At 65.9% G+C, this 25,490-nt stretch carries 24 protein-coding genes; 23 read left to right on the forward strand and 1 reads right to left on the reverse strand.

What is annotated here, in order from left to right; translation table 11 throughout:
- Positions 1-53 precede the first annotated feature (53 nt).
- From ACFSQR_RS16545 to ACFSQR_RS16575, 7 genes are all read left to right on the forward strand, one after another.
- The gene (locus ACFSQR_RS16545; protein WP_377731089.1) at positions 54-2,195 is read left to right on the forward strand and encodes a tetratricopeptide repeat protein; all 2,142 of its coding nucleotides are present in this window, start codon (positions 54-56) and stop codon (positions 2,193-2,195) included.
- A gap of 118 nt (positions 2,196-2,313) precedes the next feature.
- Positions 2,314-3,051, forward strand: coding sequence for a 5'/3'-nucleotidase SurE (gene surE, locus ACFSQR_RS16550; RefSeq protein ID WP_377731091.1), 738 nt, complete (start codon positions 2,314-2,316; stop codon positions 3,049-3,051).
- Complete coding sequence (locus ACFSQR_RS16555; protein ID WP_377731092.1) at positions 3,048-3,914, forward strand: protein-L-isoaspartate(D-aspartate) O-methyltransferase; 867 nt, start codon at positions 3,048-3,050, stop codon at positions 3,912-3,914. Before surE ends, ACFSQR_RS16555 begins: the two co-directional genes overlap by 4 nt.
- Positions 3,915-3,948: 34 nt before the next feature.
- Positions 3,949-4,860: a peptidoglycan DD-metalloendopeptidase family protein gene (locus ACFSQR_RS16560; protein ID WP_377731093.1), complete on the forward strand. Its 912-nt coding sequence runs from the start codon at positions 3,949-3,951 to the stop codon at positions 4,858-4,860.
- Positions 4,861-4,866: 6 nt separating this feature from the next.
- The gene (rpoS, locus tag ACFSQR_RS16565; protein ID WP_377731094.1) at positions 4,867-5,913 is read left to right on the forward strand and encodes an RNA polymerase sigma factor RpoS; all 1,047 of its coding nucleotides are present in this window, start codon (positions 4,867-4,869) and stop codon (positions 5,911-5,913) included.
- An 82-nt stretch (positions 5,914-5,995) separates the two neighbouring features.
- A complete protein-coding gene (gene rlmD / locus ACFSQR_RS16570; RefSeq protein ID WP_377731095.1) occupies positions 5,996-7,345 on the forward strand; it encodes a 23S rRNA (uracil(1939)-C(5))-methyltransferase RlmD in 1,350 nt (449 codons plus the stop codon).
- A 62-nt stretch (positions 7,346-7,407) separates the two neighbouring features.
- Complete coding sequence (locus ACFSQR_RS16575) at positions 7,408-7,983, forward strand: PEP-CTERM sorting domain-containing protein (RefSeq protein WP_377731096.1); 576 nt, start codon at positions 7,408-7,410, stop codon at positions 7,981-7,983.
- A 67-nt stretch (positions 7,984-8,050) separates the two neighbouring features.
- On the opposite strand, the gene ACFSQR_RS16580 is transcribed toward ACFSQR_RS16575, so the two are convergent.
- Positions 8,051-8,734 carry a Bax inhibitor-1/YccA family protein gene (locus ACFSQR_RS16580; protein ID WP_377731097.1) on the reverse strand — a complete coding sequence of 228 codons (684 nt, stop codon included), beginning with the start codon at positions 8,732-8,734 and terminating at the stop codon, positions 8,051-8,053.
- 210 nt (positions 8,735-8,944) lie between these two features.
- On the opposite strand from ACFSQR_RS16580, the gene ndk reads away from it, so the two are divergent.
- From ndk to ACFSQR_RS16660, 16 genes are all read left to right on the forward strand, one after another.
- The gene (gene ndk, locus ACFSQR_RS16585) at positions 8,945-9,370 is read left to right on the forward strand and encodes a nucleoside-diphosphate kinase (RefSeq protein WP_377731098.1); all 426 of its coding nucleotides are present in this window, start codon (positions 8,945-8,947) and stop codon (positions 9,368-9,370) included.
- 60 nt (positions 9,371-9,430) lie between these two features.
- A complete protein-coding gene (gene rlmN, locus ACFSQR_RS16590; protein ID WP_377731099.1) occupies positions 9,431-10,603 on the forward strand; it encodes a 23S rRNA (adenine(2503)-C(2))-methyltransferase RlmN in 1,173 nt (390 codons plus the stop codon).
- A gap of 14 nt (positions 10,604-10,617) precedes the next feature.
- Positions 10,618-11,406 carry a type IV pilus biogenesis/stability protein PilW gene (gene pilW / locus ACFSQR_RS16595; RefSeq protein WP_377731100.1) on the forward strand — a complete coding sequence of 263 codons (789 nt, stop codon included), beginning with the start codon at positions 10,618-10,620 and terminating at the stop codon, positions 11,404-11,406.
- Between the two features lie 12 nt (positions 11,407-11,418).
- A complete protein-coding gene (locus ACFSQR_RS16600; protein ID WP_377731101.1) occupies positions 11,419-12,471 on the forward strand; it encodes a helix-turn-helix domain-containing protein in 1,053 nt (350 codons plus the stop codon).
- A 5-nt stretch (positions 12,472-12,476) separates the two neighbouring features.
- A complete protein-coding gene (gene ispG / locus ACFSQR_RS16605; RefSeq protein ID WP_377731102.1) occupies positions 12,477-13,760 on the forward strand; it encodes a flavodoxin-dependent (E)-4-hydroxy-3-methylbut-2-enyl-diphosphate synthase in 1,284 nt (427 codons plus the stop codon).
- A 5-nt stretch (positions 13,761-13,765) separates the two neighbouring features.
- Positions 13,766-15,115 carry a histidine--tRNA ligase gene (gene hisS / locus ACFSQR_RS16610; protein ID WP_377731103.1) on the forward strand — a complete coding sequence of 450 codons (1,350 nt, stop codon included), beginning with the start codon at positions 13,766-13,768 and terminating at the stop codon, positions 15,113-15,115.
- 101 nt (positions 15,116-15,216) lie between these two features.
- Positions 15,217-15,879, forward strand: coding sequence for a YfgM family protein (locus ACFSQR_RS16615; RefSeq protein ID WP_377731104.1), 663 nt, complete (start codon positions 15,217-15,219; stop codon positions 15,877-15,879).
- Positions 15,880-15,965: 86 nt separating this feature from the next.
- On the forward strand, positions 15,966-17,117 hold the full coding sequence (bamB, locus tag ACFSQR_RS16620) for an outer membrane protein assembly factor BamB (RefSeq protein ID WP_377731105.1): 1,152 nt from the start codon (positions 15,966-15,968) through the stop codon (positions 17,115-17,117).
- Between the two features lie 7 nt (positions 17,118-17,124).
- A complete protein-coding gene (gene der, locus ACFSQR_RS16625) occupies positions 17,125-18,465 on the forward strand; it encodes a ribosome biogenesis GTPase Der (RefSeq protein ID WP_377731106.1) in 1,341 nt (446 codons plus the stop codon).
- A gap of 151 nt (positions 18,466-18,616) precedes the next feature.
- The gene (gene hfq / locus ACFSQR_RS16630) at positions 18,617-18,853 is read left to right on the forward strand and encodes an RNA chaperone Hfq (RefSeq protein WP_026354376.1); all 237 of its coding nucleotides are present in this window, start codon (positions 18,617-18,619) and stop codon (positions 18,851-18,853) included.
- A gap of 21 nt (positions 18,854-18,874) precedes the next feature.
- Positions 18,875-20,044 (forward strand): GTPase HflX, encoded by a 1,170-nt coding sequence (gene hflX, locus ACFSQR_RS16635; protein ID WP_377731108.1) that lies wholly within the window; start codon positions 18,875-18,877, stop codon positions 20,042-20,044.
- Positions 20,045-21,316, forward strand: coding sequence for an FtsH protease activity modulator HflK (hflK, locus tag ACFSQR_RS16640; RefSeq protein ID WP_377731109.1), 1,272 nt, complete (start codon positions 20,045-20,047; stop codon positions 21,314-21,316).
- On the forward strand, positions 21,316-22,185 hold the full coding sequence (gene hflC / locus ACFSQR_RS16645; RefSeq protein WP_377731110.1) for a protease modulator HflC: 870 nt from the start codon (positions 21,316-21,318) through the stop codon (positions 22,183-22,185). Before hflK ends, hflC begins: the two co-directional genes overlap by 1 nt.
- A gap of 175 nt (positions 22,186-22,360) precedes the next feature.
- Positions 22,361-23,515, forward strand: coding sequence for an ATP phosphoribosyltransferase regulatory subunit (locus ACFSQR_RS16650; RefSeq protein WP_377731111.1), 1,155 nt, complete (start codon positions 22,361-22,363; stop codon positions 23,513-23,515).
- 5 nt (positions 23,516-23,520) lie between these two features.
- The gene (locus ACFSQR_RS16655; RefSeq protein ID WP_377731112.1) at positions 23,521-24,834 is read left to right on the forward strand and encodes an adenylosuccinate synthase; all 1,314 of its coding nucleotides are present in this window, start codon (positions 23,521-23,523) and stop codon (positions 24,832-24,834) included.
- 25 nt (positions 24,835-24,859) lie between these two features.
- On the forward strand, positions 24,860-25,399 hold the full coding sequence (locus ACFSQR_RS16660; protein WP_377731113.1) for a phosphoribosyltransferase: 540 nt from the start codon (positions 24,860-24,862) through the stop codon (positions 25,397-25,399).
- Positions 25,400-25,490 lie beyond the last annotated feature (91 nt).

The raw sequence follows: 25,490 nt of genomic DNA on the forward strand, positions 1-25,490 counted from the left end.
CTATGGAACTTGACCGGATTTCGCTTCAGCCCCTATCCGAGCCAGGCGAAGTGATGACGTTTTATGCGTATGAGGGCGGGCCGATGCGCACCGCCGCATTGTCCAATATCGCCGTCCTCCTGGGCGGGCGCGACAACGCCACCGCCCCGGTGCTGATGGTGGACTGGGATACCGGCGCGCCCGGCCTGCACCGCTATTTCGGCAGCAGTCCGGATCGGCCCGGCCTGCTCGAATTCTTTTCGGCCTGCACCGACGCGCTCGCCAGGCTGGGCCGGGCCCGCTCCGATGCCGAGGAACGCGAGCTGGCGCGCAAGGTACTTGGCGTGGTCCGCTGGCAAGACTACGTGACCCGCGTGGATGACGCCCGCCAGCTTTACCTGATGAGCGCAGGTTGCATGGATGCCAACTTCGGCGAACGCGCCGCCGGCCTGGACTGGGAAGCGCTGTTCGTCGGCTGCCCCTGGCTGTACCGTGAGTTCGCGGCCGAGCTGTGCCGCTACTTCAGCCATGTGCTGGTGGACGCGCGCAGCGGCCGCGCGGCCGAGGTCAGCGTGTGCACGGCGCTCCTGCCGGGCAAGCTGGTCGGCCTGTTCTCGTCCGACCCGCGCAGCCTGGATGGGCTGACCGGCGTGGTCGAACGGGCCTGCGACCACCGCCGCGGCGACGAAAGCGCCCACGGCCGCTGGACCGTGTATCCCTTGCCTTGCGACGTCGATCCGCTCGACAGCCAGCGCCGCCTGGCCTGGCGTTTCGGCGACGCCGCCCGGGGCGTGTCCGGCTACCAGGCCGCGCTGGAGCAACTGCTGCGCCATTGCTACAGCATGCGCGAGATGTCGCTGGCCAGCTATTTCGACGAGGTCCAGTTACAGCACACGAGCCCGTCGCCGGCGCCGCTGGTCGCGTCCGGGGCCGGCCACACGGGTGACCGGCTGTCGCTCAGCCGCAGCTACGAGGCGCTGCTGGGGTGGGCGGAACACGGCTTCGGCCCCTGGCAGTCGGCGTCCGAGATCGCGCTGCTGCGTTCGCTCAAGCAGGCGCGCGCGCTGGAGCGCATCGGCCACATCGGCACCGACCTCATGCTGCTTGGGCAGCTGCACGCGGCGCGCGGCGCGCTGCGCGAGGCGCAGGAATGCTTCATCGAGAGCCTGCAGACGCTCGAGAACCATGCCAGCGCCGTGCATGCGGACGCGCTGGCCGGGCGCGCCAGCCTGGCCGCACTGCTGCACCAGTCCGGCGACCTGGAAGGCGCGCGCCGCCAGTACGAGTTGCTGCGCGACCTGTGCACCGAGGAGTTCGGCGAGGACAGCCGCGACACCGTGCATGCCTGGCTCGGCCTGGCTGCCACCCTGGCCTCGCAGGAGGATTTCGGCGCGGCGTTCCAGTGCCACCGCTACGTCAACGAAATCTGCAACCGCTACTACGGGGCGCGCCACGAACTCACCCTGGCCGCGCAGGCGGCCGAGGCGGACACGCTGGCGCGCAACAACGAGCTGGCGCGGGCGCGGATGATGTACGAGAACGTGCTGGAAGGCCGCCAGCGCCTGTTCGGACGGGCGCACGAAGACACGTTGGCCACCATGCGGCGCCTGGCCTCGCTGCTGTACCAGCTGGGCGAGCTCGGGCATGCGGCCAAGCTCCAGCGCGAAGTGCTGGCCGAGCGCGAGCGCCGCTACGGTCGCGACCATCCCGTCACCGCCGGCGAGCTGGCGCTGCTCAACGAGATCGCCACCGGGCAGTGCACGCTGGAAGCCAGCCGCGCGCTCGATGGCAGCCTGCGCACCCAGCCCTACAGTCCGGCAGCCGGCGACCGGCTGTCGGGACGCTACCGCCCGCCCGCCGGGCTGGAGCCGGAGGGATTGGCGCCGCGCGCGGAGCGGGGGCCGCCCCAGCCCTTGCGCGCGCAGGCCAGCCCGCCCGTTTCGTGGGCAGGCGACCTGCACGAAGCCGCTGTCCGCCTGAGCCAGCTGATCGCGGCGCGCGACCTCCTTGGCGCGCGCGTGCTGGCCGACCGCCTGCGCGAGGCCTTGCGCCACCCGGATGTCACCCGCGCGTTCCGCCGCACGGCAGGCGATCTTGTCAAGACCGTGTACCAGATGCAGGAAGACAAGGATGCGCTGCTGGCGTTCCAGGAGGAGCAGGTGGCGGCCCTGGACGATGCGCTGTGCGATGCCCAGGGCGGGGCGGGGCCGCACTGAGCGGTTGTAGCTGGCGGCTGACCATCGGCAGAGCGGGGCGCCGCGGCCTGGCCGGCGCAAAAGAAAAGTTGTTGCCTGGGGCGACGGCAAGAGACGTTGCTTCAGGTAAAATCCCCGCATGAGAATTCTGATCAGCAATGACGACGGGTATCTCGCGCCAGGGATCAATGCGCTGGCCGACGCGCTCTCCAGCGTGGCCGACATCGTCGTGGTAGCGCCGGACAGCAACCGCTCCGGCTCGTCCAATTCGCTTTCGCTCGACCGCCCGCTGGCGGTCCAGCAGGCGGCCAACGGCTTCTATTTTGTCAACGGCACCCCCACCGATTGCGTCCACGTGGCGCTGACCGGCATCATGGGCGAACGGCCGGACCTGGTGGTCTCGGGTGTAAACAACGGCCAGAACATGGGCGACGACACGCTGTATTCGGGCACCGTCGCCGCCGCCACCGAGGCCTACCTGTTCGGCATCCCCGCCATTGCGTTCTCGCAGGTGATGCACGGCTGGCTGCACGTGGAAGACGCGGCCCGCCACGCGCGCGATATTGTGCTGCGCCAGTTCGATGAGCTCGATTCGCCATTCCTGCTCAACGTCAACATTCCAAACCTGCCCTACGATCAGCTCGGCTCGATCAAAGCCACGCGCCTGGGCCGCCGCCACCAGGCCGAGCCGGTCATTCGCACCCAGGATCCGCGCGGGCGAGAACTGTTCTGGATCGGCGCCCCGGGCGCCTGCCGCGATGCGGGCGAGGGCACCGATTTCCACGCCACCGCCAGCGGCCACACGTCGATCACGCCGCTGCAGGTCGACCTGACCCACGTGGCCCAGCTGCGCCGCCTGCAGGAGAGCTTCAAATGAGCGAAAAGCGCAGCAATTTCCCGCTGCCGCTGTCGTCGGTGACGGCATCCGGTGCGCCGCGCACGCAGGGCGCGCACAAGACGGTGGTCGCGACCCCGCAGACCGCCACCCGCAACGCCGCTGTCAGCGCGGTATTCGCCCCGCGTCCTCCGCAGTCGCCGTTGCCGCCGCCTGCCGCGCCCAGCTTCAATCCGCGTCCGGCCACGCTGGCGGCGCCGCGCCCGGACATGATGGTGTCCGACGCGATCCGCCGCGCCATGGTGCAGCGTGTTGCCAAACAGGGCGTCGCCGACCCGGTCGTGCTGGGCGCGCTGGACACCGTGCCGCGCCACCAGTTCATCGACCAGGCCCTGTCCGCCCAGGCCTATATCGATGCCTCGCTGCCGATCGGCCACCAGCAGACGATTTCCCAGCCGTACATCGTGGCGCGCATGATCGAGGTCATGCGCAACGGCGCCCAGCTGGGCAAGGTGCTCGAGATCGGCACCGGCTGCGGCTACCAGGCCGCCGTGCTGGCGCGGGTCGCGCGCGAGGTCTATTCGATCGAGCGCATCAAGCCGCTGCATGAGCTGGCCAAGTCCAACCTGCGGCAGTTGCGCATAGCAAACCTGCGCTTGCACTACGGAGATGGTATGCTTGGGTTGCCGCAGGCAGCCCCGTTCGACGGAATCATCCTGGCGGCGGCCGGTCTCGAGGTGCCGCATGCGCTGCTCGAGCAGCTTGCCATCGGCGGCCGCCTGGTCGCCCCGGTGGGCGAGCGCAACCAGAGCCTGCAGCTGATCGTGCGTACCGGCAAGGCCGAGTGGACCCGCGAGACACTGGAAAGCTGCCACTTCGTCCCGCTGCGCGCCGGCACCATCTGACCGGCGCCCCATTGCATTACATGAATTGAAGAGAATGAACTATAAAAGCCATCTTGCCCTGATCACCATGACCGGCCTGCTGCTGGGCGGTTGTACCTCCAGCCTGCGCAAGGCGCCGGTGGTGGAGCGGCCGGTGCAGGCTGCCAAGTCTGCCGCCGGCGCGTCGCGCCAGGCCGAACCGCAGCGCCAGGATGCCAAGGGCACCTACACGGTGCGCAAGGGCGACACCCTGATCCAGATCGCGCTCGAGCATGGCCTGCACTATCGCGACCTGGCCGAATGGAATAACCTGGGCGACCCGGACGACATCAAGGTCGACCAGGTGCTGCGCCTGACCGAGCCGCCGCGTTCGTCGCGCGTGGCCACCACCAGCCCGATCGCGATGCCGCCGTCCGAGACCCGTTCCGTGGTCGCGGACACGCCGCGCAAGAGCGAACCGAAAGTCGAGAAGAAGCCGTACACCGAGCAGAACATGGCCGACGCGCGCGGCGAGCCGGCGCGCCCGGCAGTCGCCGCCCCGGCCGCGCCGCCGTCGGGCGGCATCGCCGCCGGCAGCACCGTGACCGCGACCGACGACGAAAAGCTGAGCTGGATGTGGCCGTCGGACGGGCGCATCGTCGCCACTTTCGACGAAGGCCGCAACAAGGGCATCGACATTGCCGGCACCGAAGGACAGAAAGTGCTGGCGGCAGGCGCCGGCAAGGTAATGTACGCGGGCAGTGGAATCCGCGGTTATGGTAATCTGGTCATCGTCAAGCACACGAACAGCCTGCTGTCTGCCTACGCCCACAACCGCGCCATCGTGGTGAAGGAAGGGCAGAACGTGGCCAAGGGGCAGGTCATTGCCGAGATGGGGTCGTCCGACACCGATACGGTCAAGCTGCACTTTGAGATCCGCCAGCAGGGCAAGCCCGTCGACCCGTCGAAATTTTTGCCCAGCCGCTAAACGCCTATGACCAAGCCGCCCCGCAGAATTGACGATGACCCGCTCTCGGACGATTTTGCGGGCGAAGGCGAAGACCCGCTCGAACGCGAGCCCGGCGTCGACGACGAAGTGGGCGACGATCCCGCGGCGGGCGATCCCGCGCCGGGCGACCCTGTCCAGGAAGTTCCGGCCGTGGTCGAATCGGTCGACGAGCTCAAGAAGGTCCTGCAGGCCGAGCTGTCCACCGACACCACCCAGCACTACCTCAACCAGATCGGCGCCCGCCCGCTGCTGACCGCGCAGCAGGAAGTGCACTACGCCACCCTGGCCAAGGCCGGCGACTTCGCCGCGCGCCAGACCATGATCGAGCACAACCTGCGCCTGGTGGTGTCGATCGCCAAGCACTACATCAACCGCGGCGTGGTCCTGCTCGACATGATCGAGGAGGGCAACATCGGCCTGATGCGCGCGATCGACAAGTTCGAGCCAGAGCGCGGCTTCCGCTTTTCCACCTACGCCACCTGGTGGATCCGCCAGAGCATCGAGCGCGCCATCATGAACCAGGCCCGCACGGTGCGCCTGCCGGTGCACATGGTGCGCGAACTGAACCAGGTGCTGCGCGCCAAGTACCACCTGGAAGCGCAGCAGCACACCGGCAAGGATGCCAGCGCCGAGGATATCGCCAGCCTGGTCGGCCGCCCGGTCGAGGAAGTGCAGGACATCCTGGCGCTGTCCGAGCATGCCGCCTCGCTCGACGCCCCGCTCGACAGCGATCCGCAGTCCAGCCTGATGGACATGCTGCCCGGCGACAGCGAGGACAGCCCCGATTCGCGCGCCGAACACCAGGAAATGACGGTGCTGGTGCGCGACTGGCTGGCCAAGTTGCCGGACAAGCAGCGCCTGGTGATCATGCGCCGCTTCGGCCTGGACAACAATGACCCGGCCACGCTCGAGACGCTGGCCGAGGAGATGGGCGTGACCCGCGAACGGGTGCGCCAGATCCAGCAGGAAGCGCTGGTCAAGCTGAAGCGGGCCATGGCCGCCCGTGGCGTCGTGCGCGATTCCTTGCTATGATCGCGGGTTTCCCGCCGGCGAAATTTGACCTCGCCGGCCGCCTGCAGCCGCTGTCCGGCTGCGCCCGCATCCCTGGATCGCCATGCAACACGACGACATCATCATCGACATCAAATCCCTCGACATGGACGCCCGCGGCGTCGGCCACCTCGAAGCGAACGAGGATGGCACGCCTGGCAAGGTGATCTTCGTCGAAGGGGCGCTGCCGGGCGAAAAGGTCAGCTTCTCCACCTTCCGCAAGAAAAAGAACTGGGAAGCGGCCACGATGACGGCGCTGCACCGCGAGTCGGCCATGCGCGTCACCCCCCGCTGCGAGCACTTCGACATCTGCGGCGGCTGCTCCATGCAGCACCTGGAGCCGAGCGCACAGGTCGCGGTCAAGCAGCGCGTGCTGGAAGACAACCTCTGGCACCTCAGCAAGGTCAAGCCAGGCATGGTGATGCGCCCCTTGCAGGGCCCCACCTGGGAATACCGCTACCGCGCGCGCCTGTCGGTGCGCTACGTCGAGAAAAAGGGCGGAATGCTGGTCGGCTTCCACGAGAAGAAGTCCTCGTTCATTGCCGACATGAAGAACTGCTACATCCTGCCGCGCCATGTGGCCGACATGCTGGTGCCGCTGCGCGTGCTGGTGCGTTCGCTGTCGATCTACAACCAGATGCCGCAGATCGAGGTGGCGGTGGGCGAGGACGTCACCGCGCTGGTGCTGCGCATCATGGCGCCGCTGTCCAGGGCCGATGAAGACCTGGTCAAGGCCTTCGCCGACCAGTGGAACGTGCAATGGTGGCTGCAGCCGAAGGGGCCGGACACCGTCTATCCCTTCTACCCGCTGGACAAGCAGCTGCACTACCTGTTGCCGGAGTTCGGCATCCGCATGCCGTTCAAGCCGGTCGACTTCACCCAGGTCAACCACCACATCAACCGCGTGCTGGTGTCCAAGGCGCTGCGCCTGCTGGACGTGCAGCCCGGCGATCGCGTGGCCGACCTGTTCTGCGGTCTGGGCAACTTCACGTTGCCGCTGGCGACCCAGGCGCGCGAGGTGGTGGGCATCGAAGGCAGCACCACGCTGACCGAGCGCGCGCTGGAAAACGCCCGCGCCAACGGCCTGGACGCCAAGACCACCTTCTACACCCGCAACCTGTTCGAGGCCACCACCGAAGACCTGATCGCGCTGGGCAAGTTCGACCGCATGCTGGTCGACCCGCCGCGCGACGGTGCAGTGGCAATCTGCAACGCGATCGCCGGCCTCAGGGAGCAGCGCCCGGACCTGATGCCCAAGCGCATCGTGTACGTGTCGTGCAGCCCGTCCACGCTGGCGCGCGACGCCGGCATCCTGGTGCACGTGGCCGGCTACACCCTGTCCAAGGCAGGGGTGGCGAACATGTTCCCGCACACCTCCCACGTGGAATCGGTGGCGGTATTTGATCTTCCATAATTAGCAGTTCGATAACTGGAGCACACTGGAGTCCTGATCGTCACGCCATTCAGGAGAACTCCATGAAGCTCAAAGCCGGACTGGCCTCGCTGGCGGCACTGTCCGCCGCGCCCGCCATGGCCGAAGTCGTCGTGATCAACTTCGACACCATGGCCAACAACGTTTTCGTCAACAACTACTATTCGGGCGGCACCGACGGCCGCGGCAACTGGGGCACGATCGACAGGGGCGTGTCGTTCATCGGCTTTATCACCGCGCCCGGAGTGGGTGCCACCTCGACCCCGAACTACGCCTACTCGAACAGTCCCAGCAGCTTCATCAACGTGAGCGGCGGTTTCAGCGCGTTCAACTTCACCTACGGCACGCTGTCGCCGGCCACCATCAGCGTCTATTCGGGCCTGAACGGCACCGGCACGCTGCTCGGCAGCGGTGTCTTCAACGGCAATGCCATGGCCTTCCAGCCGGGCAGCATCGGTTTCGCCGGCATCGGCCACTCGGTGATGCTGACCGCGCGCCCCAACTACGCCGCGCTGGACGACGTCGCCTTCACCTACCCGGCGCCCATCCCCGAGCCGCAAACCTGGGCCATGCTGCTTGCCGGCCTGCTGCTCACCCGTTTCGCGGCCCGCCGGCGCTAGCCTGGGGCCTGTTCCGGAAATAAAAAAGCCGACCCGAGGGTCGGCTTTTTCGTTGGCTGGCCGCCGCTTAATCGCGGTCGCCGCCCAGGCCCAGCAGCGACAGCATGCTGGTGAAGATGTTGTACACGTTGATGTACAGCGACAGCGTGGCGCTGATGTAGTTGGTCTCGCCGCCATTCACGATCTGTTGCACGTCGTACAGGATCCACGCCGAGAACAGCGCAATGATCACAATCGACAGCACGATGTGAAGGACAGGCATCTGGAGGAAGATGTTGGCGACCAGCGCCAGGAGCACCACGATCGTGCCGGCGAACAGCCACTTGCCCATCATCGAGAAGTCGCGCTTGGTCACCGTGGCATAGCTTGCCAGTGCGACAAACACCAGGCCGGTGCCGCCGAACGCCGTCATGATCAGGCTGCCACCGTTCGAGTAACCGAGCGTGCGGCTAAGCAGCGGCGTCAGCATCAGGCCCATGAAGAACGTGAAGCCGAGCAGGGCAACGACGCCCAGGCCGGAATCCTTGTTCTTCTGGATGACGTAGATGAAGCCGAACATCACTGCCAGGAAGATGGCGAAGCCCAGGAAGCCGCCACCCAGCGAGAAGCCGGTCGTGACGCCGACGAACGCGCCCAGCACGGTCGGGATCATCGACAGCGCGAGCAGCCAGTACGTATTGCGCAGGACGCGGTTGCGGACGACTTCCCCGGTGGGGGATACGTCGTACGGGCGGTTAGTGGTAGGGAACATATTGCCTCCGTTTGGATGGTTCACAGCTTAAGAATAGCATGGCTGCACGAGTTCGGCCGGGAGGGCCGGCAGCCGCTATTGACCGCGACACTCTATCACCGGGAACACTTCCCAGCAATATCCGTCGCCCCTGTCTATGTATGGTAAAATCGAAGGTTGATTCAGTTCCCAGATTAACGTTTTAAACCTTTCTTTTTATTGGAGTTTTACATGGCAATCGAACGCACCCTGTCGATCATCAAACCAGACGCAGTCGCAAAAAACGTCATCGGCCAAATCTATAGCCGTTTCGAAGGCGCTGGCCTGAAGGTCGTCGCTGCGCGCATGGTCCAGCTGTCCCGTGCTGAAGCGGAAGGCTTCTACGCCGTCCACGCTGCACGCCCATTCTTCAAGGACCTGGTCGATTTCATGATCTCCGGCCCGGTGATGGTGCAAGTGCTGGAAGGCGAAGGCGCGATCGCCAAGAACCGCGACCTGATGGGCGCAACCGATCCAAAGAAGGCGGAAGCCGGCACCATCCGCGCCGATTTCGCTGACTCGATCGACGCGAACGCCGTGCACGGTTCGGACGCTGCTGAAACCGCTGCTGTGGAAATCGCGTACTTCTTCCCAGCGCTGAACGTCTACAGCCGCTAATCGTTTGACAAACCGCCCGCCCTGCCACAGGCCGGGCGGACGTTTTGAGGAAATACCGAAATGACTGCCGCCCTGACCAACCTGCTGGACTTCGATCCCGACCAACTTGTCGCCTACTGCGGCTCGCTGGGCGAGAAGCCTTTCCGCGCCAAGCAATTGCAGCGCTGGATCCACCAGTTCGGGGCCGGCAATTTTGACCAGATGACCGACCTGGCCAAGTCGCTGCGCGAAAAGCTCGCCACCCGCGCCGAAATCCGCGCGCCCGGCATCATCAGCGACCACACGTCCGCTGACGGCACGCGCAAGTGGCTGGTCGACGTCGGCAACGGCAATGCCGTTGAAACCGTATTCATCCCCGAAGAAAACCGCGGCACGCTGTGCATCTCGACCCAGGCCGGCTGCGCGGTCAACTGCCGCTTCTGCTCGACCGGCAAGCAGGGCTTCTCACGCAACCTGACGGTGGGCGAGATCATCGGCCAGCTGTGGATGGCCGAGTTCGAGCTGCGCCGCACCAAGGGCATCGAGCCTGGCCCGAAGGGCGAGCGCCAGATCACCAACGTGGTCATGATGGGCATGGGCGAGCCGCTGCTCAATTTCGAGCCGACCGCCACCGCGCTCAAGATGATGCTCGACGATAACGCCTACGGCCTGTCGCGCCGCCGCGTCACGCTCTCGACCTCCGGCGTGGTGCCGATGATGGACAAGCTGGCGCGCGAAGTGCCGGTAGCGCTGGCCGTTTCGCTGCACGCATCCAACGATCCGCTGCGCGACGGCCTGGTGCCGCTGAATAAAAAATACCCGCTGCGCGAGCTGATGGCCGCGTGCAAGCGCTACCTCGAGTTCGCGCCGCGCGACTTCATCACCTTCGAATACTGCATGCTGGACGGCGTTAACGACAGCGACGAGCATGCGCGCGAGCTGGTGGCGCTGGTGAACGACCCGGTGGTCGGCGTGAACTGCAAGTTCAACCTGATTCCGTTCAACCCGTTCCCCGAGTCCGGCCTGCTGCGCTCGAAGAACCCGCGCATCAAGGCGTTCGCGCAGGTGCTGATGGACGCCGGCATCGTGACCACCATTCGCAAGACCCGCGGCGACGACATCGACGCCGCCTGCGGCCAGCTGGCCGGCGAAGTGCAGGACCGCACCCGTGTGCAGGAAAGGATGGAGAAGATGGCGGAATACAAGGAAAAGTTCGGCCCGAACTTCGGCCGCATCGTGGAGATCCGTTCCTGATGGCGGCGGGACCGTTGGCCAGGACTGCTGTGGCGCTGGCGCTGGCGGCAATGCTGGCCGCATGCGCCAGCGGCCCCGCGGGCGCCCCGCAGGAGCTGCGCACCGCGTCCGACACCACCACCAATGAAAAGCTGGCCGGCATCCGGCTGCAGCTGGCCAGCGGCTACTACCAGGACGGCAAGTACGAAGTCGCCCTGGACGAGGTCAAGCAGGCCATCAACGCCTATCCCGGCTACGCCGAAGCGTACGGGATGCGCGCCCTGATCTACACGGCGATGGGCCAGCTGCCGCTCGCCGAAAGCAACTACCAGCGCGCGCTGGAGCTGGCGCCGTCCAACCCGGACCTGGCCAACAACTACGGCTCCTTCCTGTGCCAGGTCGGCAAGCAGGCGCAGGCACTGCGCTACTTCGACGCCGCGCTGGCCAACCGCGCCTACCGCTCGCCGGTGAGCGCCATGGTCAATGCCGGCAACTGCAGCATCGGCTTGAAGAACTACGATGCCGCCGAACGCTACCTGCTCGATGCGCTGCGCATCGCGCCGGACCTGCCGGCCGTCAGCGAAGCGCTGGCCAAGGTGTACTTCCACAAGCGCGACATGGCGCGGTCACGGTTCTTCCTGAACCGCGTGACTTCCACCCAGCGCCTGGACAGCCTGTCGGCCGACACCCTGTGGCTGGCGCTGCGGGTCGAGCGCCACTTCGGCGACAAGGCGATGGAAGCCAGCCTGGCGACGCAATTGCGCAAGCAGTACCCCGGATCACCCGAATACGCCGCCTACCAGCGCGGCGCGTTCGACGAATAGGATTGGATGACAATGAGTACAGACGAACAAGTGACGCCGGTCCCTCCCAACGAAGCTCCCGGCCAGGTGCTGAAAGCCCGCCGCGAGGCGATGGGCTGGTCGGTCGAGCAGATCGCCGACCAGCTCAAGCTGGCGCCGCGCCAGGTGGTGGCGCTGGAAGCGGGCGACTATGATTCGCTGCCGCCGGCGGCCGTGGTGCGCGGTTTCGTGCGCGGCTACGCCAAGGTGGTGAAGGTGGATGCGGCGCCGCTGGTGGCCGCGATCCCTGTCGACGCAGCCGCCGCGGCGGCGGACGCCTCGGCCGGCATGCGCCGCGAACGCGTGGCCGCCCCGCTGCCGAAAGTGCGCTATCCGAGCCACGGCAAGCGTTCGCGCTTCCCGCTGATGGCCGCAGTCGTGGTGGCACTCATCGCGGCAGCCGCCGCAGCCGCCTGGTACCTGGACGTGTTCGACACCAATCCTGCGCCGGCCCAGCCGGCAGGCAGCGTGGCCGCGCCGTCGCTCAACGGCGCCGCTGGCACGGTGACCGAATCGGTCGCAGCGCCGGCCATCCCGCCTAACGTCGGCGCGCCGCTGAACGGCGCCACGCCGGCCGATCCGGCCCTGCAGCAGCCATCCGTGCCGCTGATCTCGGTGCCGCCGCCGGCCGCCAATCCATCGGCCCCTGCCGGCACTGCGCCTGCGGCGACGCCGGCGAATCCGGCCGCTAACCCCGGCGCCGGCACGACGCCTGCAGCCACGCAGCCTGCCGCCCCGCCGGCAGCCAATCCGCCGGTCACGACGCGCGGCACCATGGCCACGCTGAGCACGCCGGCCCCGGCCGCTGCCGGCGGCGGCGCGCTGGTGCTGAACGTGAAGCAGGATTCCTGGATCGAAGTGCGCGGATCGGGCAAGCCGCTGATTTCGCGCCTGGTCAAGGCCGGCAGCACCGAAACCTTCAACATCAGCGAACCGGTCACGCTGGTCGTCGGCAACCCGGCAGGCGTGGATGCCACGCTGCGCGGCGCCGCGCTGCCGCTGCCGCAAGTGCAGGGCCGCACCGTATCGCGCCAGACCCTGAAATAAGAAACATGTCCTGTATCGAACTTCCAATCCCATCCGGCCCGCTGCCGCGCCGCGGCGCGCGCCGCGTGCTGGTGCAGCATGGCGAACGCAAGGTATGGATCGGCGGCGACGCACCCGTGGTGGTGCAGTCGATGACCAACACCGACACGGCCGACGTGATCGGCACCGCGATCCAGGTCAAGGAACTGGCGCGCGCCGGCTCCGAGATGGTTCGCATCACGGTCAACAATCCGGAAGCGGCGGCCGCGGTGCCGCTGATCCGCGAGCAGCTCGACCGCATGGAGATCGACGTGCCGCTGGTGGGCGACTTCCACTACAACGGCCACACGCTGCTGCGCGACTTCCCGGAATGCGCGCGGACGCTGTCGAAGTACCGCATCAATCCGGGCAACGTGGGGCAGGGCGCCAAGCGCGACACCCAGTTCGCCCAGATGATCGAAGCCGCGATCGAGCACGACAAGCCGGTGCGCATCGGCGTCAACTGGGGCAGCCTGGACCAGTCGCTGCTGGCCCGCATCATGGACCGGAATGCCGCGCGCGCCGAGCCGTGGCCGGCCCAGGCCGTGATGTACGAGGCGCTGATCACCTCCGCGATCGAGAATGCCGTGCGCGCCGAGGAAATCGGCCTGGCGCGCGACAAGATCATCCTGTCCTGCAAGGTCTCCGGCGTGCAGGACCTGATCGCCGTGTACCGCGAGCTGGCGCGCCGCTGCGACTACCCGCTGCACCTGGGCCTGACCGAAGCGGGCATGGGCAGCAAGGGTATCGTGGCCTCGACCGCCGCGCTGTCGGTGCTGCTGCAGGAAGGCATCGGCGACACCATTCGCATTTCGCTGACCCCCGAACCGGGCGGCGACCGCACGAAAGAAGTGATCGTCGGCCAGGAGATCCTGCAGACCATGGGCCTGCGCAAGTTCGCGCCGATGGTGATCGCCTGTCCGGGCTGCGGCCGCACCACCTCGACCGTGTTCCAGGAACTGGCCGATAACATCCAGACCTACCTGCGCGAGCGCATGCCGGAATGGAAGAAGCAATACCCGGGCGTGGAGGCGATGAACGTGGCCGTGATGGGCTGCATCGTCAACGGCCCCGGCGAATCGAAGCACGCCAACATTGGCATCAGCCTGCCGGGCACGGGCGAATCGCCTGCCGCGCCGGTGTTCGTCGACGGCCAGAAGGTCGTCACGCTGCGCGGCGAGCGCATCGTGGAAGAGTTCCAGGCCATCGTCGACGACTACGTCAAGCGCACCTATGGCGCTGCCGTGCCGGCCCAAACCGAAACCGTATAAACGATATGTCCGAAAACAAGAAGCCAGAAAAACTGAGTGCCGTCAAAGGCATGAACGACATCCTGCCGGCCGATGCGCCGCTGTGGGAGCTGTTCGAGAACACCGTGCAGTCGGTCCTGAAAAGCTACGGCTTCCAGAAGATCGTCACCCCGATCGTCGAGGACACCTCGCTGTTCGCGCGCGCGATCGGCGCCGTGACCGACATCGTGGAAAAGGAAATGTACTCGTTCACCGACTCGATGAACGGCGACCAGCTGACCCTTCGCCCCGAGGGCACGGCGGGCGTGGTGCGCGCGGTGATCGAGCACAACCTCGTGTACGAAGGTCCGAAGCGCCTGTGGTACAAGGGCCCGATGTTCCGCCACGAGCGCCCGCAGCGAGGCCGCTACCGCCAGTTCTTCCAGATCGGCGCCGAGGCGATCGGCTTCACCGGTCCGGACGTGGACGCGGAAATGATCATGCTGTGCCGCCGCCTGTGGGACGACCTGGGCCTGGACAAGATCCGCCTGGAGATCAACTCGATCGGCAATGCGGAAGAGCGCAACGCGCACCGCGCCGACCTGATCGCCTACTTCGAGGCCAACGAGTCGCTGCTGGACGCCGAAGCCAGACGCCGCCTGCACGCCAACCCGCTGCGCATCCTGGACACCAAGAACCCTGCCATGCAGGACCTGGTGAACAACGCGCCGAAGCTGCTCGACTACCTGAAGGAAGAGTCGCTCGCCCACTTCAACGGCGTGCGCAAGATCCTCGACCACAACAACGTGCAGTACACGATCAACCCGCGCCTGGTGCGCGGCCTGGACTACTACAACCGCACCGTGTTCGAATGGGTGACGGACGAACTGGGCGCCCAGGGCACGGTGTGCGCGGGCGGCCGCTACGACCCGCTGGTCGAGCACATCGGCGGCAAGCCGACCCCGGCGGTCGGTTTCGCGATGGGCATCGAGCGCCTGATCGAGCTGATGAAGCTGTCCGGCGAACCGCAGGAACCGAACCAGTGCGACGTCTACATGGTGCACCAGGGCGAAGAAGCGCAGATGCAGGCCTTCGTGCTGGCCGAGCGGATTCGCGATGCCGGCCTTGACGTTGTGTTACATTGCGCGGCAGCGAGCGGCGCGGGCAGCTTCAAGAGCCAGATGAAGAAGGCCGATGCTTCCGGCGCGGCCTATGCCGTGATCCTGGGCGAAGACGAAATCGCCAACAAGACGGCGGCCGTCAAGGACCTGCGCGGCAAGGAAGGCGAGACCGTGCAGCAGGCCAGCGTACCGTTCGACCAGGTGGTGGACTACCTCGTGGACGAGATCGTCGGCGCGCACGATCACGACCACGACCACGTGCACTACCACCCATAATGGGGACAGACCCCATTATTGAGAATCACAGGGGCGGAAAATAATGGGGTCTGTCCCCATTTTCGCCCCGGCTTTATAACTTTAACTACAACACGAAGACAATGGCATACGATCTCGAAGAGCAGGAACAGTTAGCGACACTGAAGGACTTCTGGAAGAAGTACGGCAACCTGATTACCTGGGTGCTGATCATCGCGCTGGGCGCCTACGCCGCCTACAACTTCTGGAACTACCACCAGCGCAAGCAGGCCGCCGAGGCGTCCAACCTGTACGAGCAGCAGCGCGCGGCGATCGAGTCGGGCGACAAGGCCAAGGTGGCGCGCACCACCAGCGATATCCAGTCGAAGTACGACGGCACCGTGTACGCGCCGATGGCCGCGCTGGCCGCCGCCAAGTCCGCGTTCGACGCCAACGACCTGAAGGCCGCCAAGGCGCACCTGCAGTGGGTGATCGATCACGGCAACGACGAATACAAGTCGGTCGCGACGCTGCGCATGTCGGGCGTGCTGCTCGACGAGAAGCAGTTCGACGCCGCGCTCAAGCTGCTGGACGGCGACATCCTCCCTCAGTTTAAGGGCGAGGTTTCGGACCGCAAGGGTGACGTGCTGGTCGCGCAGAACAAGATCGCGGAAGCGCGCGCAGCCTACCAGGCCGCGCTCGACGCGATGGGCCAGACCAATCCGGGCCGCCAGCTGGTCCAGCTCAAGCTCGATGCGATCGGCGGCGCGCCGGCCAAGGCAGCCGCACCGAAGGCCGCAGCGTAAAGCAGGCTACTAGCGGCCCGCCTGCGCGCCTCCAGGGCCGCCGGCGGGCCTTGTGTCTTCCAGACAGAACGAAAGTCAAGAACAATATGCGTATCAGCAAACAACTCGTTAGCGCCTCCGTACTGGCCATGCTGGCCGGCTGCTCGACGCTCTCGTCGCTCAATCCGTTCGCGAAAGAACCGAAGGACCAGCCGGCCAAGCTGGTCGAGCTGCAGGGCAGCATGGCCGTGCGCACCGCATGGAAGGTCAACGTCGGCCGCGCCAGCGAGGGCCAGTTCGCGCCGGCCGTGGTCGGCAATACCCTGGTACTGGCGGGCGGGCAGGGCACAATCGTGCGCGTCGACACGGCCACCGGCAACGAGTTGTGGCGCGTCGACGCCGGCGTGCCGCTCACCGCCGGTGTCGGCACAGACGGCAACGTGCTCGTCGTCGGCGGCGCCAAGGGCGCGGTGCTGGCCTTCGACATGAACGGCAAGGAACTGTGGAAGGCGCAGGCATCGTCCGAAGTGCTGTCCACCCCGGCCGTGGGCAAGGGCGTCGTGGTGGTGCGCAGCGTCGACAACCGCATCGTCGGCCTGGACGCGCTGACCGGCCAGCAGAAGTGGACCGTGCAACGTCCGTCGCCGCCGCTGTCGCTGCGCCTGGCGCCCGGCATGCTGGTCGTGGGCGACGACGTGGTTGTGGCCCAGCCCGGCGGCAAGATGCTGCGCATGGTGCTGGCCACCGGCGCGCCGCGCTGGGAGATCTCGGTCGGCGAGTCGCGCGGCGCCACCGAACTGGAACGCATGATCGACATGGGCGGCGCGCCTGTGCTGGCCGGCGGCGACGTGTGCGCCGTGGCCTACCAGGGCCGTATAGGCTGTTTCGAAGTCGATGCCGCAACCATCCGCTGGACCAAGGAATTCTCCTCGGACGTCGGCGTGGCGGTGGACGAGCGCTTCGTGTTCGCGGTCGACGACAAGGGCGCGGTGCACACGTTCAACCGCGAGAACGGCGCCAGCGCCTGGAAGAACGACAAGCTGGCCTTCCGCCATCCGTCCACCCCGGTGTCCTATGGACGCGCGGTGGCGGTGGGCGACTACCAGGGCTATGTGCATTTCATGTCGCGCGAGGATGGCAACTTCCTGGCGCGTGCAGCGACCGACGGCAGCGCCATCACGGGTACGCCCGTGGTTGCCGGCGACAAGCTGATTTTTCAAACCCAAGCAGGAACCGTGGCCGCGATCGCGGTCGAGTAATTAAGATATGAAGCCGGTAATAGCATTAGTAGGCCGACCCAACGTCGGAAAATCGACGTTGTTCAATCGCCTGACCCGTTCGCGCGACGCGCTGGTGGCAGACCTGCCAGGCCTGACGCGCGACCGTCACTATGGCGAAGGCCGTATCGGCGAACGTCCCTTCCTCGTGATCGACACCGGCGGCTTCGAGCCGGTGGCGAAAGAGGGCATCATGAAGGAGATGGCCCAGCAGACCAAGCAGGCCGTCGCCGAGGCCGACGTGGTCGTGTTCATTGTGGACGGCCGCCAGGGCCTGACCCCGCACGACAAGACCATCACGGACTTCCTGCGCAAGTCGGGCCGCAAGGTCCTGCTGGTGGTGAACAAGTCCGAAGGCATGAAGTACACCGCGGTCACCGCGGACTTCTACGAGCTCGGAATGGGCGACCCGTACGTGATCTCCGCCGCCCACGGCGACGGCGTGCATGACCTGGTCAACGAGGCCCTGGACGCCGCGTTCGAGCTGCGTCCGGCCGACGATGAGGAACTGGAATCGCAGGACCGCGGCGTCAAGATCGCGCTGGTGGGGCGCCCGAACGTGGGCAAGTCCACCCTGATCAACACCCTGGTCGGCGAGCAGCGCGTGATCGCGTTCGACATGCCGGGCACCACCCGCGATTCGATCGAGATCCCGTTCGAGCGCGACGGCAAGCAGTACACGCTGATCGACACCGCCGGCATCCGCCGCCGCGGCAAGGTGTTCGAAGCGATCGAGAAGTTCTCGGTCGTCAAGACGCTGCAGTCGATCTCTGAGGCGAACGTGGTCGTGCTGATGCTCGACGCCCAGCAGGACATCTCGGAACAGGACGCGCACATCGCCGGCTTCATCCTGGAGTCGGGCCGCGCGCTGGTGGTGGCCGTCAACAAGTGGGACGGCCTGCAGTCGGACGAGCGCGATTCGATCAAGATCGACATCGACCGCAAGCTCGACTTCCTGTCCTTCGCGAACATGCACTTCATCTCGGCGCTCAAGGGCACCGGGATTGGTCCGCTGATGAAATCGGTGGACTCGGCCTATGCCGCCGCGACCGCCAACCTGTCTACGCCGCTGCTCACGCGTGCGCTGCAGGAAGCGATCGAAAAGCAGGAGCCAAAGCGCAAGGGTTCGATCCGTCCGAAGATGCGCTACGCGCACCAGGGTGGCCAGAATCCGCCTGTGATCGTGATCCACGGCAACGCCCTGGACGCGGTCAGCGAGCCCTATAAGCGTTACCTGGAGAAACACTTCCGTGAGACGTTCAAGCTCGTCGGTACGCCGCTGCGCATCGAGTTGCGCACGGGCAAGAATCCGTTCAATAAGGGCGGATAAAACTTAAGGTGCATGCAACACAGAAGTGGAAAACAAGGTACAGTAGTCACGGGAATTCCATTCGACCTTTTTTAGAATGAAGCTGTATCCCGGCACTTGAAAAGCAGCGAGTCGCCTCCAATTCTTAAAAACAACATATTACGGAGCTGTTATGAGCAATAAAGGGCAATTGTTACAAGACCCATTCCTCAATGCCTTGCGCAAAGAGCATGTCCCTGTTTCGATCTACCTGGTCAACGGGATCAAACTGCAAGGCCACATCGAGTCCTTCGACCAGTATGTGGTACTGCTGCGTAATACCGTCACCCAGATGGTGTACAAGCACGCGATCTCCACCGTGGTTCCGGCGCGTGCCGTGAACCTGAATCTCGATTCGGAAGCGGAGTAAACCGCACTGACCGGGAACCTTATGCGCGCAGCCTTGGTAGGCATCGATTTCGGCGCTGGCGACTTTGAAGCCAGCATCGAAGAACTGTCGCTGCTTGCCCGCTCCGCGGGCGCCGAACCGATCACCACCATCACCGGCAAACGTTCCGCTCCTGACGCGGCCCTGTTCGTGGGCAGCGGCAAGGCGGACGAGATCGGCCATGCCTGCGCCGACGACAAGCTCGACATCGTCATCTTCAACCATGCCCTGTCGCCCGCCCAGCAGCGCAACCTGGAAAAGCGCCTGCAAGTGCGGGTGCTCGACCGCACCAGCCTGATCCTCGACATCTTCGCCCAGCGTGCCCAGAGCCACGAAGGCAAGCTGCAGGTCGAGCTGGCGCAGTTGCAGCACCTGTCCACGCGCCTGATCCGCGGCTGGACCCACCTGGAGCGCCAGAAGGGCGGTATCGGCCTGCGCGGTCCGGGCGAAACCCAGCTCGAGACCGACCGCCGCCTGATCGGCGAGCGCGTCAAGATGCTGCGCACCCGCCTGGCCAAGCTGCGCAAGCAGCACGAAACGCAGCGCCGTTCGCGCGGGCGCACCGGCACCTTCTCGGTATCGCTGGTGGGCTACACCAACGCCGGCAAATCGACCCTGTTCAACGCCCTCACCAAGGCCGGCGTTTATGTCGCGAACCAGCTGTTCGCCACGCTCGACACCACCTCGCGCCGGGTCTACCTGAACGAGGAAGCCGGCTCGGTGGTGATGTCCGACACGGTCGGCTTCGTGCGCGAACTGCCACACCAGCTGGTGGCCGCATTCCGCGCCACGCTGGAAGAGACCATCCGCGCCGACCTGCTGCTGCACGTGGTGGACGCCTCGTCCCCGGTGCGCAACGAGCAGATCGAGCAGGTCAACGCCGTGCTGCACGAAATCGGCGCCGACCACATTCCGCAGATCCTGGTCTGGAACAAGATCGATGCCGCCGCCCACGAGCCGGCCGTCGAACGCGACCAGGACGGGCGCATCGGCCGCGTGTTCCTCAGCGCCCGTACCGGCGCGGGACTCGACCTGCTGCGCGACGCGATCAGCGAGGCCGCCCTGAGCGCGCCCAAAGAAAACCCGGAACAGCAGGACCAGCGTTTTACTCCGTTCCCGGAAGAAGACGGCTTTCCTGTGCCAACACCTTTATCCCGTGCGGGATCAGAATAAATGTTAGCAAACATGATCAAACGCCTCGGCGTCAAACTTAACCTCAACGATCCGCGTTGGGGCCAGAAACCGGATGGCGACAAGGATGGCCGCCGCCCGCAGCAAGGCGACGGTCCGCCCGACCTCGACCAGCTGTGGCGCGACTTTAATGCCCGCCTGGCGCGCATGTTCGGCCAGAAGGGCCCGGGCGGCCCGACCAGCGGCGGCACCGGCGGCGACATGAAGGGCGCAGGCGCCATGGCCGGCATCGTGGTCGTGATCGCGCTGCTGATCTGGCTCGCGAGCGGCTCGTTCATCGTGCAGGAAGGCCAGAAGGCGGTCGTGACCACCTTCGGCCGCCTGTCGCACACGGCAGGTTCCGGCTTCAACTGGCGCTGGCCGTACCCGATCCAGGGCCACGAGATCGTCAACGTCTCGCAGGTGCGCAACGTCGAGGTGGGCTACCGCGGCTCGGTGCGCAGCAAGCAGCCGCGCGAGGCGCTGATGCTGACCGACGACCAGAACATCATCGACATCCAGTTCGCGGTCCAGTACACGCTCAAGGATCCGGTGAGCTGGCTGTACAACAACCGCGTCCCCGAGGACAACATCCGCCAGGTCGCCGAGACCGCGATGCGCGAGATCGTTGGCCGCAGCAAGATGGACTTCGTCCTGTACGAAGGCCGCGAGCGCGTGGCGCGCGACGTGCACGTGCTGATGCAGCAGATCCTCGACAAGTACGCCTCCGGCGCGCACATCAACAACGTCTCGATGCAGGCGGTGCAGCCGCCCGAGCAGGTGCAGGGCGCCTTCGACGACGCGCTCAAGGCCGGCCAGGACCGCCAGCGCGCGACCAACGAAGGCCAGGCATACGCCAATACCGTGATCCCCGAGGCGCGCGGCAAGGCGATCCGCCTGATGCAGGAAGCCGAAGCCTACCGCTCGATGGTCACCGAGAACGCGACCGGTAACGCCTCGCGCTTCAACCAGGTGGTGGCCGAGTACGCCAAGGCGCCGGTCGTGACGCGCGACCGCATGTACCTCGAGACGATGCAGCAGGTCTTCACCAGCACCAGCAAGGTCATGGTCGACGCCAAGTCGGGCAGCAACCTCCTGTACCTCCCGCTGGACAAGCTCATGGCGCAGGCCGCCGCCACCGACGCGGCCGCGCGTACGACCGCCGCACCGGTGCCGCCAACCACCGCACAACAGGAAATCATGCAAACCATCGAAACGGTCCAGCAGCGGAGTAACCGCAGCCGTGACTCTTCGCGCGATCGGGAGAGCCGCTAATGAACCGCCTTGTCACCCTTGCCATCGCCGGCTTCGTCGCCCTGGTGCTGATCTCGTCGACCATGTTCGTGGTCGACCAGCGCCGCTACGCGATCGTGTTCTCGTTCGGTAAATACCAGGAGACCATCAACGAGCCCGGCCTGCACTTCAAGCTGCCGCCGCCGTTCCAGAACGTGCTGTACCTGGACAAGCGCATCCTGACCATCGAATCGCCGGAAGCGGACCGCTTCATCACGGCCGAAAAGATGAACATCCTGGTCGACGCCTTCGTCAAATGGCGCATCGTCGATCCGCGCCAGTACTTCGTCTCCTTCGGCGGCGACGAGGATAGTGCCTCGAACCGCATGTCCCAGATCATCAAGGCCGCGCTGAACGACGAAATCACCAAGCGCACCGTGCGCGAAGTGATTTCCGGCGAACGCGGCAAGGTGATGGAAGCGATCCGCCTGCGCACCAACCAGGACGGCAAGCAGATCGGCGTCGAGATCCTGGACGTGCGCCTCAAGCGCGTGGAGTACGCCGAGCAGATCAGCAATTCCGTGTACGAGCGCATGAAGGCCGAGCGCGCGCGCGTGGCCAACGAGCTGCGTTCGACCGGCCGCGCCGAATCCGAGCGCATCCGCGCCGACGCCGACCGCCAGAGCACCGTGATCCTGGCCGAAGCCTTCCGCGACGCCGAGCGCATCCGCGGTGAAGGCGACGCCAAGGCATCGCAGATCTACGCCAGCGCCTTCGGCAAGAACCCGGAGTTCTACAAGTTCTACCGCTCGCTGGAAGCGTACCGCGCGACGTTCCGCAACAAGAACGACGTGATGGTCATGGACGCCAACTCCGACTTCTTCAAGTACTTCAAGAACCCCGGCAAATAAATCCGCCGTCGTCCCCGCGTTCGCGGGGACGGCCGGCTTGTAGCAACTCTGCCAATCCGCACCCCAATCCGCGGCAATTTCAGGTAAAATTACCGATTCGGCGCACATTTCGCATCGCACTGCTGCGCCCGCAGGTTCCCGTTATTTAACAACCCCCGCACTTACCCCACTGTCCATGCAGAACTGGCTGCTGCCCGAGAATATCGCTGACGTCTTGCCGTCCGAAGCGCGCAAGATTGAAGAACTGCGTCGCCTCATGCTGGACAACTTCCGCCTGTACGGCTACGAGCTGGTGATGCCGCCCATGCTCGAGTATGTCGAGTCGCTCATGACCGGCGCCGGCAAGGACATGGACCTGCGCACCTTCAAGCTGGTCGACCAGCTGACCGGCCGCATGCTGGGCCTGCGCGCCGACATGACCACCCAGGTCGCCCGCATCGACGCGCACCTGCTGAACCGCGCCTCCGTCACGCGCCTGTGCTACGCCGGCTCGGTGCTGCACACCCGCCCGTCGGGCCTGCACGCCACCCGCGAGCCGCTCCAGATCGGCGCCGAAGTCTACGGCCACGCCGGCCTGGAAGCGGACGCCGAGATCCAGGAACTGGCGCTGGCTTCGCTGGCCCTGGCAGGCTTCGATGAAGTGCGCCTCGACCTGACCCACGTGGGCGTGCTGCGCGCGATCCTGGCGGGCGACAGCGCCGCCGCCGAATGCGAAACCGCGATCGTCGCGCTGCTGCGCGCCAAGGATTGCACCGGCTTGGCCGAACTGGCCGCGCCGTTCGACGCCGCCACCCGCGACGCCCTGCTGGCGCTGCCGAACCTGTACGGCGACGTCGAGGTGCTGGGCCGCGCGCGCGAACAGCTGCCGGACCTGCCTGGCATCGGCAAGGCGCTGGCCGAACTGGCCGCGCTGGCCGGCAGCGCCATCGGCCGCGCCAACGTCGCGATCGACCTGGCCGACCTGCGGGGCTACCAATATGAAAGCGGCGCGATGTTCGCGCTGTACGTCCCCGGCCTGCCGAATGCGGTGGCGCGGGGAGGGCGCTACGACCACGTGGGCGAAGCCTTCGGCCGCGCGCGTCCCGCCACCGGCTTCTCGCTGGACCTGCGCGAACTGGCACGCCTGCTGCCGGTCGCCGAACGCAAGCATTCAATCCGCGCACCGTGGGGCAACGCTCCCGAACTGCGCGAGAAAATCGCTGGCCTGCGCAAGGCCGGCGAAGTCGTGATCCAGTCCCTGCCTGGCCACGACGACGAACTGGACGAGTTCGAGTACGACCGCGTGCTGGTGCTCGAAGATGGAAACTGGATTCTTAAAAACTTAGGCTGAGTGTGATGTCAAAGAAAAACGTGGCAAAGAACGTCGTTGTCATCGGTACCCAATGGGGCGATGAAGGCAAAGGGAAAATCGTCGACTGGCTGACCGACCATGCCGCCGGCGTGGTGCGCTTCCAGGGCGGCCATAACGCTGGCCATACGCTGGTGATCGGCGGCCAGAAGACCGCGCTGCAGCTGATCCCGTCGGGCATCATGCGCCCGGGCGTGGCCTGCTACATCGGTAACGGCGTGGTGGTTTCGGTGCCGGACGTGATGCGCGAGATCGACAAGCTGGCGGCGAACGGCGTCGAAGTCGTGTCGCGCCTGAAGATCTCGGAAGCCTGCCCGGTGATCCTGCCGTACCACAGCGCCCTCGACAAGGCGCGCGAAGAAGCGCGCGGCGCCGCCAAGATCGGCACCACCGGCAAGGGCATCGGCCCTGCGTACGAAGACAAGGTGGCGCGCCGCGCCATCCGCATCGCCGACCTGCTCAACGAGCAGCGCTTTGGCGAGAAGCTGCGCGAGAACCTGGACTACCACAACTTCGTCCTGACCAATTATCTGAAGAGCGACGCGATCGACTTCCAGAAGACCTACGACGACGCGCTGGCACTGGTGCCGCGCCTGCGTCCGATGGTGGCCGACGTCTCGTCCGCGCTGTACGCAGCGCACAAGGCCGGCGGCAACCTGCTGTTCGAAGGCGCGCAGGGTTCGCTGCTCGACATCGATCACGGCACCTATCCGTTCGTGACTTCGTCGAACTGCGTGGCCGGCCAGGCCGCAGCGGGTTCCGGCGTCGGCCCGAACATGCTGCACTACATCCTGGGCATCACCAAGGCCTACACGACGCGCGTCGGCTCCGGCCCGTTCCCGTCGGAGCTGCCAACCGACGCGGGCGTGGGCGAGCACCTGTCGCGCATCGGCCATGAATTCGGCACCGTCACCGGCCGTGCGCGCCGCTGCGGCTGGTTCGACGCCGCGCTGCTGCGCCGCTCGGTCCAGATCAACGGCGTGTCGGGCATGTGCCTGACCAAGCTGGACGTGCTGGACGGCCTCGAGTCGCTCAAGCTGTGCACCGGCTACAAGATCGACGGCCGCGACGTGGACGTGTTCCCGGTCGGCGCCGAAGAAGCGGCAGCCTGCGTGCCTGTGTACGAAGAGATGCCTGGCTGGACCGAGTCCACCGTCGGCGCCAAGTCGCTGGCCGACCTGCCTGCCAACGCACGTGCCTACATCAAGCGCATCGAAGAACTGGTCGGCGTGCCGGTCGATATGGTCTCCACCGGACCTGACCGCGAAGAGACGATCGTCCTGCGCCATCCGTTCGAATAAAACAAGACCAAGAGGATCCTGAAAAATGACGACCCCACCATCGACCGACAAAGACCTCTGGGTTTCCTGGGACGAGTACAACCGCATGATCGAGCGCCTCGCGCTCAAGGTCTATGAAAGCGGCTGGAAGTTCGACATGGTGCTGTGCCTCGCGCGCGGCGGCGTGCGTCCCGGCGACGTATTCTCGCGCATCTTCGACGTGCCGCTGGCGATCCTGTCGACCAGCTCGTACCGCGAAGAGGCGGGCACCAAGCAGGGCGACCTGGACATCGCCAAGTACATGACGATGACCAAGGGCCCGCTGGCCGGCAACGTGCTGCTGGTGGACGACCTGGCCGATTCGGGCGTCACGCTGCGCAAGGTCACCCAGCACCTGAAGGACAACTTCACCGGCGTGACCGAAGTGAAGTCGGCGGTCCTGTGGGTCAAGGGCTGCTCCGAGATCCGTCCGGAGTACTTCCTGGAAGAGCTGCCGCACAACCCGTGGATCCACCAGCCGTTCGAAGACTACGACGGCCTGCGTCCGCACCAGCTGGCCGCATGGCTCAAGAAGTTCGAGAAGTAATCGCAGGGAAGGGGACTGTCTCGAACCGTCCCCGGACCTAAGCGGCCGACGCCTGAACGCCGGCAAAGACAGGGGACAGTCCCATAGGGAT

It is taken from the genome of Pseudoduganella sp. GCM10020061, assembly GCF_042683405.1.
GTDB lineage: Bacteria > Pseudomonadota > Gammaproteobacteria > Burkholderiales > Burkholderiaceae_D > Telluria.

Coding starts and splice junctions, on each gene's coding strand:
- ACFSQR_RS16545 (WP_377731089.1), top strand. CDS start 54: ATGACGTTTTATGCGTATGAGGGCGGGCCGATGCGCACCGCCGCATTG.
- surE (WP_377731091.1), top strand. CDS start 2,314: ATGAGAATTCTGATCAGCAATGACGACGGGTATCTCGCGCCAGGGATC.
- ACFSQR_RS16555 (WP_377731092.1), top strand. CDS start 3,048: ATGAGCGAAAAGCGCAGCAATTTCCCGCTGCCGCTGTCGTCGGTGACG.
- ACFSQR_RS16560 (WP_377731093.1), top strand. CDS start 3,949: ATGAACTATAAAAGCCATCTTGCCCTGATCACCATGACCGGCCTGCTG.
- rpoS (WP_377731094.1), top strand. CDS start 4,867: ATGACCAAGCCGCCCCGCAGAATTGACGATGACCCGCTCTCGGACGAT.
- rlmD (WP_377731095.1), top strand. CDS start 5,996: ATGCAACACGACGACATCATCATCGACATCAAATCCCTCGACATGGAC.
- ACFSQR_RS16575 (WP_377731096.1), top strand. CDS start 7,408: ATGAAGCTCAAAGCCGGACTGGCCTCGCTGGCGGCACTGTCCGCCGCG.
- ACFSQR_RS16580 (WP_377731097.1), bottom strand. CDS start 8,734: ATGTTCCCTACCACTAACCGCCCGTACGACGTATCCCCCACCGGGGAA.
- ndk (WP_377731098.1), top strand. CDS start 8,945: ATGGCAATCGAACGCACCCTGTCGATCATCAAACCAGACGCAGTCGCA.
- rlmN (WP_377731099.1), top strand. CDS start 9,431: ATGACTGCCGCCCTGACCAACCTGCTGGACTTCGATCCCGACCAACTT.
- ACFSQR_RS16600 (WP_377731101.1), top strand. CDS start 11,419: ATGAGTACAGACGAACAAGTGACGCCGGTCCCTCCCAACGAAGCTCCC.
- ispG (WP_377731102.1), top strand. CDS start 12,477: ATGTCCTGTATCGAACTTCCAATCCCATCCGGCCCGCTGCCGCGCCGC.
- hisS (WP_377731103.1), top strand. CDS start 13,766: ATGTCCGAAAACAAGAAGCCAGAAAAACTGAGTGCCGTCAAAGGCATG.
- ACFSQR_RS16615 (WP_377731104.1), top strand. CDS start 15,217: ATGGCATACGATCTCGAAGAGCAGGAACAGTTAGCGACACTGAAGGAC.
- bamB (WP_377731105.1), top strand. CDS start 15,966: ATGCGTATCAGCAAACAACTCGTTAGCGCCTCCGTACTGGCCATGCTG.
- der (WP_377731106.1), top strand. CDS start 17,125: ATGAAGCCGGTAATAGCATTAGTAGGCCGACCCAACGTCGGAAAATCG.
- hfq (WP_026354376.1), top strand. CDS start 18,617: ATGAGCAATAAAGGGCAATTGTTACAAGACCCATTCCTCAATGCCTTG.
- hflX (WP_377731108.1), top strand. CDS start 18,875: ATGCGCGCAGCCTTGGTAGGCATCGATTTCGGCGCTGGCGACTTTGAA.
- hflK (WP_377731109.1), top strand. CDS start 20,045: ATGTTAGCAAACATGATCAAACGCCTCGGCGTCAAACTTAACCTCAAC.
- hflC (WP_377731110.1), top strand. CDS start 21,316: ATGAACCGCCTTGTCACCCTTGCCATCGCCGGCTTCGTCGCCCTGGTG.
- ACFSQR_RS16650 (WP_377731111.1), top strand. CDS start 22,361: ATGCAGAACTGGCTGCTGCCCGAGAATATCGCTGACGTCTTGCCGTCC.
- ACFSQR_RS16655 (WP_377731112.1), top strand. CDS start 23,521: ATGTCAAAGAAAAACGTGGCAAAGAACGTCGTTGTCATCGGTACCCAA.
- ACFSQR_RS16660 (WP_377731113.1), top strand. CDS start 24,860: ATGACGACCCCACCATCGACCGACAAAGACCTCTGGGTTTCCTGGGAC.